This is a genomic window from Kosmotoga sp. DU53 (assembly GCF_001639905.1).
Lineage (GTDB): Bacteria > Thermotogota > Thermotogae > Petrotogales > Kosmotogaceae > Kosmotoga > Kosmotoga olearia.
In genome coordinates this window covers 95779-108829 of the sequence record NZ_JGCK01000033.1, presented here as the reverse complement: position 1 = coordinate 108829, position 13051 = coordinate 95779, and the positions used below count along the sequence as shown (strand labels likewise).

Sequence of the window (13051 nt, the reverse complement as noted above, 5' to 3'; positions counted from 1 at the left end):
AGCTACTGAACTGAAGTGCTTGACTACGTCTTGAAAGCTTCAGACGCTGTCATTCTTTAGAAGTCAACGGATACCTGTCATTCTGGAGATGTTTAATCCAGAATCTTAATCCGCCACTGTCATTCTGGAAATCTTCTATCCAGAATCTGGGCTTTTTTGATGATTAGATCCTGAATCAAGTTCAGGATGACAAACCAGATTTAAGACCATTGACAAAACCCAATTTAATTGGTAAAATCCCAAAAATAACACTTTTTGGAGGACATATTGAATGTTGAATGATTCGTTGAGATCTCAAAAACATTTGAATATAGTAAATGTATTAAACATTCGTAGACGTCCAAAGCGCCGGTGGGTGATTTCGAGCGCTTAGCTTTTTGTTGCTTGAACGCCCACACGGCCATATCGTTTTGATATGGCCGTTTTTTTTTTATACATTCTAAGTCTTCAACATAAACAACCTAAAAATATTGGAGGTGTTGCATATGAAAAAAGAAAAAGTTATTCTTGCGTACAGTGGCGGACTGGATACTTCTGTAATCCTGAAATGGCTTTCAGAGAAAGGCTTCGAAGTCATTGCTTTTGTTGCAAACGTGGGGCAAAGGGACGATTTCGACGCAATCAAGGAAAAAGCCCTGAAAACCGGTGCTAAAAAAGTGTATGTTGAAGACTTACGAAAAGAATTTGTCACAGATTTTATCTTTCCAGCTTTGATGGGAAATGCAATTTATGAAGGAAGATACCTCCTTGGAACTTCTCTTGCCAGACCTTTAATAGCCAAGAAACAGGTCGAAATCGCCGAAAAAGAAGGCGCGCAATACGTCGCCCACGGGGCCACCGGCAAGGGGAACGATCAGGTTAGGTTTGAGCTCAATTACGCTGCATTGAATCCACATTTGAAAATAATATCTCCCTGGAAGGATCCGGAGTTTCTTGAAAAATTCAAAGGCAGAACAGACCTGATAAATTACGCAAAAGAAATGGGAATACCTATAACGGTGAGTGAGGAAAAGCCTTACAGTGAAGATGAAAATCTGATGCACATATCACATGAGGCAGGAAAGCTTGAAGATCCAATGTACATACCGGAAGAACATATCTTCAATTGGACAGTCTCTCCAAAGGACGCTCCGGATGAGGAAACGCTTCTTGAGATACTCTTCAAAAATGGAATACCTACAAAGGTAGTCAATCTCGATGATGGAACTGAAAAAACAGATCCATTGGAACTTTTTGAGTATCTGAACGAAGTAGGTGCCAAAAACGGAGTTGGAAGGGTTGACATGATAGAAAACAGGTTCATAGGGATAAAATCCCGAGGCGTGTATGAAACACCGGGTGCAACTATCCTCTGGATCGCTCATAGAGATCTTGAAGGTATAGCCATGGATAAAGAAGTGCTTCATCTCAGAGATATGTTGACTCCAAAATTTTCCGAGTTGATTTACAACGGGTTCTGGTTCTCTCCAGAGATAGACTTCCTGTTGTCCGCATTTAAAAAAGCCCAGGAAGCGGTGGACGGAAAAGTTGTCGTTTCAATATACAAAGGAAACGTGACACCGGTTTCAAGATATTCCCCCACTTCCCTTTACGACCAGGCGCTTTCAAGTATGGATGTTGAAGGCGGGTTCAATGCAATTGATTCTAAAGGCTTTATAAACATACACGCTCTCAGGCTTAAAGCTCATAATCTTGTTTTAAAAGGAAAAGACCCCTTCGCCTGGAGAAAGGAGATTGGAAATGTCTATAAAACTCTGGGAAAAGGGATATGAAGTTGATCCCATAATAGAAGCATTTACAATTGGAAACGACTACAAAACGGACATGAGGCTAATAAAATACGATATAAAAGCCTCTATGGCCCATGCAGAAATGCTTTGCAAAATGGGATACCTATCTCGGAAAGAACTTAAAGAGATTAAAAAAGCCCTTGAAGAGCTTCTGGCTCTTGTCAACAACGGAAAGTTCGTAATAAAACCCGAAGATGAAGATTGCCATACGGCCATAGAAAATTTTTTGACACAAAAAATAGGAGAAGCGGGAAAGAAAATACACACTGCAAGATCAAGAAACGATCAGGTTTTAACTGCTCTAAGACTCTTTTACAAAGACGAACTCGAAAACATCGTGCAACTCATAAAACTGCTTCAAAAAGCAATTGAGGATTTTTCAACGAAGTATGGTCATGTTCAATTTGCAGGTTTTACACACACCCGAAAGGCAATGCCAACGGACTTTAAAACGTGGAGCGAGGCATTATACGATTCCCTCGAAGATGACTTGAAACTCCTAAAAACAGCCTATGAAATAATAGACCAATCGCCTCTCGGCACAGGTGCTGGTTATGGTATCCCGATCGAGATAGACAGGGAATACACTGCAAATGAACTTGCTTTCTCCAGAATCCAGAAAAATCCTATTTATTCACAAAACAGCAGGGGAAAGTTTGATTATTTGATCCTTCATGTGCTTTCTCAGATAAGTTACGACCTTAACAGAGTTTCAAGCGATATCATATTCTTCTCACTTCCTGAAGTGGGATATATGGATCTCCCAAAAGAGCTCTGCACTGGAAGTTCAATAATGCCACAGAAATTGAACCCGGATCCTCTCGAGCTCGTTAGAGGGTATCACAACAGGATCGTATCGAGAATGATGGAAAGCGTCATTACATCCTCAAATTTGATATCCGGATATCACAGAGATTTCCAGCTTTTAAAAGAAAGTGTCATAGAGTGCTTCGATGTTGCGAAGACTCTTTTAAAGGTAATGAAAATCGTATTCGAAAGGCTGAGCGTCAACAAGGAAAATTGCGAAAAAAGCATAACGGAAGAGGTCCTTGCGACTCAAAAGGTTTATGAAATGGTTAAAAAAGGTACCCCGTTTAGGGACGCTTACAGAAAAATAGCCCAAAGTTACGGAGGCGAGAAGAAATGATAAGGGTTGGAATAATAGGTGCAACTGGCTACACAGGATTGGAACTCGTGAGAATACTCACCAATCACCCTGATGTTAAAATAACCTTTCTTTCTTCCAGGAGTTTTGCGGGGAAAAAATTGAATGACGTTTATCCCTTCTCGACTAAAAAATGAAACCCTCGAAGAGATAGACCCTGAAAAAATCTCGAAAAATTGTGATGTTGTATTCACGGCACTTCCAGCCGGTGTTTCCTATGAAATTGCCAGAAAATTGAAAGATGTTCGAATAATCGACCTTGGAGCTGATTTTAGATTCGATGACCCTGCCGTTTACGAGGAATGGTATTCTAAAAAGCTACCTGATTATGATCCTACTGAAAGGGTTTACGGCTTAACAGAGCTGTACAGGGAAAAGATAAAGAATGCCAGATTCGTTGGAAATCCAGGCTGTTATCCTACGAGTGTTTTGCTTGCAACGGCTCCACTATTGAAGAACGGTTCACTGGATGAAGAAACAATCATTGTGGATTCAAAATCCGGGGTTTCAGGTGCCGGAAAAAAGGAATCGATAGATTACTCATTTTCTGAACTTAGCGGGAGTCTGAAGGCGTATAACGTGTCAAAGCACAGGCATGTCCCGGAAATGGAGCAGGAAATGTCTAAACTTTGCGGTAAAAGACTAAAACTTGTCTTCACTCCACACCTCGTCCCGATGGTTAGAGGAATCCTTTCGACGATATATGTGAAAACGGATCTATCTTTAGATGAGGTTTATGAATTATACCGGGAATACTATGGAAAAGAGAAATTCATCCACGTCCTTCAACCAGGCGTTTATCCTTCAACAAAATGGACTTACGGTTCAAATCACGCTTTCATATCTATGGCAAAAGACGATAGAACCGACACGCTCATCCTGATAAGTGTGATAGACAACCTCGTAAAAGGAGCGTCCGGACAGGCTGTTCAAAACATGAACGTCATGTTTTCCTTAGCCGAAGATGCAGGGCTTTCTTTCAATCCAATTTATCCATAAAAGGAGGTCGAAAAAATGAACATACCAAAAGGCTTTAAATTTGTAGGACTACATTGTGGGATAAAGAGAAAAAGAAAAGATTTAGGAATAATATACTCAGAAAAACCATGCATAGCCGCTGGTGTTTTCACGACAAATGTAGTGAAGGCCGCTCCGGTAGTTTACAACATGGAAGTCCTTGAAAAGAGCTTCAAGAACATAAGGGCTATCGTGGTGAACAGCGGTGTTGCGAACGCATGTACTGGAGAACAGGGGATGAAAAACACAATAAAAATGGCAGAAAAAACAGCGAAGGAATTGGGCATTCCAGTTGATAGCGTTCTTGTTTCTTCAACCGGGTTGATAGGAGTCCAACTTCCCATGGAGAAGATAGAATCCGGCATAGAAGAAGCAGCGAAGAATTTAGCTGAGGATCCCTTACCATTTGCTGAGGCCATAATGACAACCGATACGGTTACAAAGACAAGCTCAGTCAGGGTGGAAATAAATGGAAAAGAAGTGAACGTTTTAGGTGTGGCAAAAGGTTCTGGAATGATACATCCCAACATGGCAACAATGCTTTCCTTCATCTTAACAGATGCTCAGATTACTCCAGAAGCTTTGAAAAAACTTCTAAAGGCTTCCGTTGACAAAACCTACAACATGATCGACGTTGATGGGGATACGAGCACAAACGACATGGTTTTGATTCTCGCAAATGGATTATCGGACGCTCTAGAAATACACGAAGGAACAGAGGAATTCCAAAAGTTTTCTGAAGCGATTGACATTGTAAACACCGAACTTGCAAAAAAGATCGTAGAGGACGGCGAAGGCGCTACCAAACTCATGGAAGTGAAGGTAATAAACGCTCCAAATGTTAACGTGGCAAAGAAAGTTGCGCTCTCAGTGGTTTCGTCAAATCTTGTGAAAACAGCTATATACGGTGAAGATGCGAACTGGGGAAGGGTATTTGCAGCTGCAGGTTATTCGGGTGCGATGTTTGACCATTCAAGATTAGATCTCTATATTGAAAGCGAAAAAAACAGGATAATGGTGGCAAAAGATGGCTGTGAATATCCTTTTGATGAAATTGAGGCAAAAGAAATCTTGAGTTCAAAATACGTAAGATTGATACTCGACATGAAACAGGGTAATGGTGAAGCAACAGCCTGGGGAAGCGATCTGACTGAAAAATATGTGGAGATAAACGGGAGGTACAGAACGTGAAGCGTGAAACTGTTCAGGTACTCCTTGAAGCGCTTCCATACATAAAGGAATTCCACGGAAAAACCTTTGTGATAAAGTTCGGTGGAAGTGCCATGAAAAATGAAAATGCAAAAGAAGCGTTCATAAAGGATCTGGTTCTTTTAAAATACACCGGCATAAATCCCGTAATAGTTCATGGCGGTGGTTCTGAAATAAGCAGTCTCATGAACCAACTTGGAATAGAACCAGTTTTCAAAAACGGGTACAGGATCACCGATGAGAAAACAATGGAAATAGTCGAGATGGTACTCGTTGGGAAGGTTAATAAAGACATAGTCATGAATATAAATCTTCATGGTGGAAAAGCGATCGGTGTATGTGGCAAAGATGGTGAGCTTCTACTTGCAGAGAAAGAAACGAAATATGGGGATATAGGTTATGTTGGAAAAGTAAAAAAAGTGGATACCACTCTAATAAAAGGGCTTCTGGTGGAAGGCTACATTCCTGTGATAGCTCCCATTGGCTTTGGAGAAGATGGGACTTCGTACAACATCAATGCAGATATTGTCGCTGCTGAAATAGCAAAAAGTTTGGAAGTTGAAAAATTGGTTCTTCTGACAGATGTAGATGGTGTTTTTAAAGATGGAAAGTTGTTACCCATTCTATCATCAAAAGAAGCTGAGGATTTAATCGAAAAAAATATTGTGAAAGGCGGCATGATTCCAAAACTCCAGTGTGCAATCTCAGCTGTGAACAGCGGTGTCAAAAGCGTTCACATAATAAATGGTGGGGTGGAACATGCCTTACTACTCGAGATTTTCAGCAAAGAAGGAATTGGAACTATGATAAAGAACCTGGAGGTGTGAGAATGAATGGTATGAATTATCTGATGAATACCTACAATAGATTTCCTGTGGTATTTGATCACGGTGAAGGTGCCCGGATCTGGGATAAAAATGGAAAATCTTACCTTGATTTCACATCAGGAATAGCGGTTAATGTGCTTGGCCATTCACACCCAAAGCTCGTAGAAACGATAAAAACTCAAGCTGAAAAGTTGATCCACTGTTCGAATTTATACTGGACAGAACCACAAATTGAGCTTGCAAAGCTGTTAGGAGAAAATACTTTGAAGGGGAAAGTATTCTTTGTGAACAGCGGTACAGAAGCCAACGAAACCGCAATTAAGATTGCACGAAAATACGGAAAGAAAAAGGATAAAAATAAGTATAAGATTCTATCTGCCCATGATTCTTTCCATGGAAGAACTTTAGGGTCGTTGACAGCAACGGGACAACCAAAATACCAGGAAGATTTCAAACCTCTTGTTGATGGCTTCGATTATTTTGAATTCAACAACATCGATTCCCTGAAACAGAAGATATCTAATGAAGTGTGTGCTGTGATTTTAGAGCCCGTTCAAGGGGAAAGTGGGATCATTCCAGCTACAAAAGATTTCTTAGAAGCTGTAAGAAAATTGTGCAATGAATATGAAACGCTTTTGATTTTCGATGAAGTGCAATGTGGAATGGGAAGAACCGGGAAACTCTTTGCCTACCAAAGATACGGTGTAGATCCAGATATTCTAACGGTTGCGAAAGGACTAGGCGGTGGTGTCCCGATCGGAGCGGTTGTTGTGAATAAAAAAGCTGATATTCTGGAACCCGGCGACCACGGCTCAACATTCGGAGGAAATCCACTCGCTTGCAGTGCAGGAGTAACCGTTATGAGAGAGATACTGGAAAATAATCTTCTTGAACAAGTGGAAAAACTGGGAATTTATTTGAAGAAAAAACTCGAAAACCTGAAAGAAAAATTTCCAGAACACGTGAAAGAGACGAGAGGTATAGGGTTAATGCTGGGAATGGAACTGAAGGAAATTTCTGCAAAAGATTTTGCAAAAAAGTGTTTTGAGAAAGGATTGTTACTTGTTCCAGCAGGAAACAACACTGTGAGATTCTTACCACCGTTCGTTATCACGGAAGACGATATAGATCAAGCTCTGGAAATCGTTAAAGAATGTTTTAGCGAGTTCGAGAACCGAGAATCGAGATCCGAGACCCGGTAAGCACGACTTCGTTGCAGGTGAGCCCGGCTTCGCCGGGGGTACGCCCAGAAAAATCGACACGCGATTTTTCTGGCGGTGCAAACTGCTTCGTAGTTGTTATCGCTTAAAATAAAACTACAAACAAAGGATTGTCATTCCGGACTTGATCAACAACCGGGATTCGAGAGCTGGAAAGGTGAGAGAGCCGCTTCGCGGCTGAAGTGGTGTGCTTCGTCAAGGACGCTTGCAGACAAGGCTCCTTTTTCTTTTTCCTATCGCTGTATTTTTATTTTTCTGTACACACCTGTTAAGTGACGGAATTCATAACGGACACTTATGGCATTTGTGCTGGATTATTCGAAATGGAATAACAATACGTGCAACAAAGTAGGTTTTAACAGGGCGGTTACAACAAAAAAAAAAACAAAAAAAAAAACATAAAGTTGCTGTAAGGTATTATATGATACACTAATGTTACGTAGATGTAGTTTTGTTACTGAGCCTCGGGACCCTATTTTCTTCAGTAATATTGGTAAGAGGTCGATAATGTGAGGAAATTCATAAAACATAATGGTGCTTTTTTATTGATCGTTATAATTCTTACTACACTCTTTTGGATAGTTGTCCACCGCGGTGAGAATCAGATATATGAAAAAGAAGCGAAATGGCAGTACGAAAGCACGATTTCCCAATTACTCACCGCTGAAGAGATCATCAGAGTGCAAATTCACGATTTTGAACGGGTCTTGTTTTTGCTCAAAAGCATTCCAAATACCAGAAGCTATGTAAACACCAATTTTGAATCCGTTAGTTATAAGAATAAAGTTAAAGAGATCTTCTTTGAATTAGCAAAGGTTTTCAAGCACTTTTATAAGATCAGGATCATCGATTCTTCGGGACAGGAGATAATCAAAGTTGCTCGTGGATCAGATGGTACAGCAATAATTGCTCCCGGTTCACAATTACAGAATAAAAGAAACCGTTACTATTTTCAAGAAGCCATGAAGATGGATGAAAACCAGATCTACGTTTCTCCGATAGATTTGAACATTGAAAACGGAAAGATAGAAATGCCCTATACCCCGGTAATAAGGCTGGCAACCCCTCTGTTTGATTCTAAAGGAGAAAAAAGGGGAATCTTGGTTCTAAGCGTGGAATTTTCAAAAGTCCTTGAATTGTTGCCCAAAAACGTTTTCATCCAGACTGAAGATGGATACTTAATATCGTCAAACTCAGATAAATCAGTTAATTTCCGTAAATCCGATTACAACTTCCCCGATGATTCCGGCCATATAGAGCTTTCAGATATAGAAACCATCCACTATTCTACTGTTGACTTTCTTCCAGGCAATCGCCTAATCGTTGCATCATATCACAAACACCCAACATCGAAAGCGGCACTCCAAAACCTGACATTGATATCAATGCTGATCTTTATTTTATTTCTCGTCCTGATGTTTGCAGGTGTTTATTTGGATTTCTCGAAATCAAGAGATCTGTTGGGAGCGCAAAAAGCTATCATGTCTTCTCTTGCTACGCTTGCTGAACGAAGGGATACCGAAACTGGACGCCATTTAAAAAGAACGAGAGAGTACGCGGTGATACTGACAAAACAACTGCGCAAAAACAAGAAATACCGGAAAATCATCACAAATGAATTCATTGAGAACCTTTACGATACCGCACCCTTGCACGACATGGGAAAGGTAGGGATACGGGATTCTATCCTGTTGAAGGAAGGAAAGTTAACAAAAGAGGAATATGAAGAGATAAAAAAACACACCATAATAGGAAAACAGATCATTCAGGATGTTATCGGTAGATACAGATTGAAAGGGTCATACATTATCATGGCAAGAAACATCTGTGCGTATCATCACGAAAAACACAATGGCGAAGGGTACCCGGAAGGCCTAAAAGGAGAAAAAATTCCTCTAGAAGCGAGAATCTTTGCCCTGTGTGATGCCTACGACGCCATAAGGTCAAAAAGACCTTATAAAGATGAATTACCGCATGAAGAAGCGATCAGGAGGATCAAAGCTGATAGAGGAAAACACTTTGATCCCGATATTGTCGATGCTTTCCTGGAATGTGAGAAGGAGTTTGAAAGGGTGTATGAAACCTACAAATACGATCAAGGAATCGGCTTTGTAATCTAAGATGTATGCGTGAATATAAAAACAGCTGTCCGATTTCGGACAGCTGTTTTTATAAGAATATCTTCCTGACTACCACCTTTATTCTATTAATTCATTCCTTTTATTTCTAAACAACTACAACAGACACCTTTTTCTGAGAGCATTGGTCCTGGAGCATTAGAACAGGCGACGGGTTTTTGCCGTATTCGAAAGCATAAATATGACCCCGAAAGAATTCGTAAGGGTCAAAGAAAAGTTAGAGACAAATTAAAAACTTTCGATGTTAGAAAATTCTGTGAAGAAACCGGCTTTAGAAAGAGATAAGCCAGAGAAAAACCAGCCCGGATTATCGCTGGTCGGCTGTTATTGGAAATGGAGAAACTAAATGTCAGAGATAGTGATGATGTAGAATAATTAATGAGTGAACCTATAAAGACATAAAATCGAGCGAGTGCAGTATTTTTTAACTGTGAAGAGAAGGTACTTCTTTTACAGAAATCAGTGTTAGACAAAGCAGATGACCGGGGAAAAAGTGTTTGAATACGAAAATATCTGACATCTGAAATTAGCAGAGCATTTTTGAATTACTGTTTAAACAAAGGGAACTGAGATTTTTTGTTTTAGTACCTGGTGCGGAGGTGAAAAGATGGATTATGAGGCTATGTTTAAGATCACTTACGGTATGTACGTTGTCACTTCAGAAACGAATGGGAAGAAAAATGGGCAGATTGCTAATGTCGTGTTCCAGGTTGTAGCAGAACCACCGACAATAGCGATTTGCATAAACAAACAGAACTTAACCCATGACTTCATTCAAAAAAGCAGAGTATTTGGAGTGTCAGTTCTATCCCAGGATACCCCATTAAAACTAATAGGACACTTTGGATTTAGGTCCGGAAGAGAGTTAGACAAGTTCAAAGAAATAAATCACAAAATAGGGGTAACCGGTGTCCCATTGTTAGAAGACTACTGCATAGCGAACTTAGAAGCGAAAGTGGTAAACGCAGTTGATGTTGGTACCCATGTGCTTTATATTGGAGAAATCGTTAATGCGGAAGTTGTCGATGAAAAAGAACCCATGACATATGCCTATTATCATGAAATCAAGGGAGGAAGATCCCCGAAGACTGCTCCGACATATGTAGAAGAGAGAAAAGAAAACAAGGGCAGTGGCAAGAAAAAATACCGGTGCAAAGTATGTGGCTACATTTATGACCCAAAAAACGGTGATCCGGATTCTGGAGTAGCCCCCGGAACCCCTTTTGAAGAGTTGCCAGATAACTGGGTATGCCCTGTATGCGGTGTCGGAAAAGATAAATTTGAAGAGGTACGGTAATCCATTATTGTTGGGTGAAAAATACTAAAAAATCATAAACAATATGCAGACTTTGAAAATTCAAAAACCTTCAAAATTAAGCCTGCTTATTATTTCATCTATCTCGTCTATGGTTATATTGAGTGCTGGCAGGAAGCGAATTCTGCCTCCAGCTATGTTCAATAGCACGCCTCTATTATAGGCTTCAGCCTTTACCTTTGAAGCGTTTTCGGTGGTAACACCGATCATGAGACCATAGCCATTTACAGACTGGGCCCATGGCAATTCAGCCAGTTTTTCTCTAAAATATTTTCCCTTTTCCTGGACTTGCATGAGAAAATCCTCGTCTAATTTCGATAAAACTATCTTTCCCGCGGCAAGTGCAACGGGGTTCGGGGCAAAGGTGGAGCCATGTTCGCCGAATTTAAAGGGGCTGAATCCAGAGAAAAGAGCTGCACCAAGGGGCAGACCACCACCAAGTGCTTTGCCTACGGTTATTATATCGGGCTTCAGTCCAAAATGTTGATAAGCGAAAGCTTTTCCTGTCCTGCCCAGACCGGACTGTATTTCATCTGCCACAAGAATAAAACCCTGCTCCCTTTGATACTGTGAAATGGTTTCCAGAAGTTCTTCAGACAGTGGTAATACACCGCTGTTTCCCTGTATGCACTCGATAAAGACTCCGGCTATCTGGTTTTCTCTGGCAAAGCTAGTAAATTTCTCAGGGTCCGGCTTCAGAAAAACTCTTTCAGTCAGCAGGGGTTCGAAGGGTTCGCGTATTGCTTTACCATAGGTCAGCGATAGGGCACCGATGGTACGTCCGTGAAAGTTTCCCACAAAGCTCACTATCTTACCCTTACGGAGTTTTTTGATTGCCTTTAAGGCAGCCTCGGTAGCTTCTGTACCCGAATTGGTGAAGAAAACCTCTCCAACCTTGCCTGACAGGCCAACCAACCTCGCAGCCACTTCTTCTGCATCTTCGTCAAGGAAGTAATTTGACAGATGGGTGTATCTTTCCAGCTTTTTCTTCATTGCGGTCAGTACTTCGGGATTTGAATGTCCAAGAGCCAGAACACCGATTCCGGAATAGGTGTCGAGAAATACACCCTTGTCTGTGAATATCTCTATTCCCCGGGCCTTCTCAACCTTAAATTCATATGGTGTATATACCTTGCACAGCATACGAACCACCCTCAAAGCTCAAACTCATCTATCAGAGCCTTCAAAGCTCTTCCCGATTCTTCCTTTGGAACAAGCACCGAAATCTTTATTTCGGAAGTAGTTGTGGCTATTATCCTGATGCCTTCCCGCTGCAAAGCAGAGAAGAAACGAGAAGCTACTCCTGAATTAGACCTCATTCCGACACCTATGGCGGATACCTTTGTAACATTTGTATCGGCAGTTATTTTCCAGCCCTTTTCATCCTTCAGAACCGTCTTTATAACCTCTTCTACTCTATCGGGATTACCGGCTACCGCTGTAAAGGTTATGTGGGTATGGGAATTGTCGTTTACTATGGAGATCATGTCAATATTTATTCGGGCTTCGGCTACAGCATTGAAGATACCGCTTATAAGGTCTACGTTGTTGGGAATATTGTTAATTGTTATTTTTATCTGGTTCGAATCCATGGCGACACCCGTGACCACCGGTTGTTCAAGCCATTCGGGAAGTGTGTTCACTATGGTAGTACCTCCTTCATCTGAAAATGAGGATAGACATACTACTTCAACATTGTACTTTTTTGCAATTTCCACTGCCCTTGAATGAAGGACCCGTGAGCCCTGAGCAGCCAGTTCTAACATTTCGTCGTAGGTTATATATTCAAGCTTTTTTGCTTTGCTATAGAATTTGGGATCGGTGGTGTATATCCCCGCGACATCGCTGTATATTTCGCAACGGGTACCGAGCTTGGCGGCTATTGCTACAGCTGAAGTATCGGAACCCCCTCTTCCAAGGGTTGTTAGGTTTCCTTCGGGGGTTATACCCTGGAAACCGGTTACCACTATAACGTCCTTATCCTGCAATTCTTTTTTGACCTTTTCAAGGTTCATGTCCATTATGCGGGCATCGGTATGGTTGTCGGTGGTCAGAATATTGAGCTGAAAGGCGTTATATGAAACCGCTTTGACTCCCATTTTCAACAACATCATTGATAGAAGGGCAGCGGACTTTTGCTCTCCAGTGGCCAGTAACATATCCAGTTCTCTTGGATCAGGATCATCTGATATCTTTTTAGCGAGGGAGATAAGCTTGTTGGTCGTTTCACCCATGGCGGAAACTACAACAATGATTTTCTCTCCGGTGTCAACCCTTGCTTTGATTCTATTTGCCACATTAGCTATTCGCTCCAACGTTGCTACCGATGAGCCGCCATATTTCTGAACCAGCATTTCAGCAACTCCTCAA

At 41.1% G+C, this 13051-nt stretch carries 9 protein-coding genes and 1 pseudogene; 8 read left to right on the top strand and 2 right to left on the bottom strand.

The features are described 5' to 3' along the window. Nucleotides 1-485: 485 nt before the first annotated feature. The 8 genes and pseudogenes from DU53_RS05310 (at nt 486) to rd (ending at nt 10663) form a co-directional block, all read left to right on the top strand. The gene (locus tag DU53_RS05310) at nt 486-1772 is read left to right on the top strand and encodes an argininosuccinate synthase (RefSeq protein ID WP_012744608.1); all 1287 of its coding nucleotides are present in this window, start codon (nt 486-488) and stop codon (nt 1770-1772) included. Next, entirely contained in the window at nt 1741-2937 is a 1197-nt protein-coding gene (gene argH / locus DU53_RS05305) for an argininosuccinate lyase (protein ID WP_012744609.1), read from the top strand. The genes DU53_RS05310 and argH overlap by 32 nt, the downstream gene beginning before the upstream one ends. Then, nucleotides 2934-3954, top strand: a pseudogene (argC, locus tag DU53_RS05300) (N-acetyl-gamma-glutamyl-phosphate reductase). The gene argH and the pseudogene argC overlap by 4 nt, the downstream one beginning before the upstream one ends. Before the next feature lie 15 nt (nt 3955-3969). Continuing rightward, nucleotides 3970-5163 (top strand): bifunctional glutamate N-acetyltransferase/amino-acid acetyltransferase ArgJ, encoded by a 1194-nt coding sequence (gene argJ, locus DU53_RS05295; protein ID WP_012744611.1) that lies wholly within the window; start codon nt 3970-3972, stop codon nt 5161-5163. Continuing rightward, complete coding sequence (argB, locus tag DU53_RS05290; RefSeq protein WP_012744612.1) at nt 5160-6008, top strand: acetylglutamate kinase; 849 nt, start codon at nt 5160-5162, stop codon at nt 6006-6008. The genes argJ and argB overlap by 4 nt, the downstream gene beginning before the upstream one ends. A 2-nt stretch (nt 6009-6010) precedes the next feature. Next, the gene (locus DU53_RS05285) at nt 6011-7210 is read left to right on the top strand and encodes an acetylornithine transaminase (RefSeq protein ID WP_012744613.1); all 1200 of its coding nucleotides are present in this window, start codon (nt 6011-6013) and stop codon (nt 7208-7210) included. A 527-nt stretch (nt 7211-7737) separates the two neighbouring features. After that, the gene (locus tag DU53_RS05280; RefSeq protein ID WP_063727854.1) at nt 7738-9348 is read left to right on the top strand and encodes an HD domain-containing phosphohydrolase; all 1611 of its coding nucleotides are present in this window, start codon (nt 7738-7740) and stop codon (nt 9346-9348) included. Between the two features lie 625 nt (nt 9349-9973). Further along, nucleotides 9974-10663: a rubredoxin gene (gene rd / locus DU53_RS13330; protein ID WP_063727853.1), complete on the top strand. Its 690-nt coding sequence runs from the start codon at nt 9974-9976 to the stop codon at nt 10661-10663. 60 nt (nt 10664-10723) lie between these two features. Here the strand turns inward: rd and DU53_RS05270 are convergent, their stop codons facing one another. Together DU53_RS05270 and DU53_RS05265 are read right to left on the bottom strand one after the other, a co-directional pair. Continuing rightward, nucleotides 10724-11824 (bottom strand): aspartate aminotransferase family protein, encoded by a 1101-nt coding sequence (locus DU53_RS05270; RefSeq protein ID WP_063727852.1) that lies wholly within the window; start codon nt 11822-11824, stop codon nt 10724-10726. A gap of 11 nt (nt 11825-11835) precedes the next feature. Continuing rightward, the gene (locus DU53_RS05265) at nt 11836-13035 is read right to left on the bottom strand and encodes an aspartate kinase (RefSeq protein ID WP_063727851.1); all 1200 of its coding nucleotides are present in this window, start codon (nt 13033-13035) and stop codon (nt 11836-11838) included. Nucleotides 13036-13051: the final 16 nt, after the last annotated feature.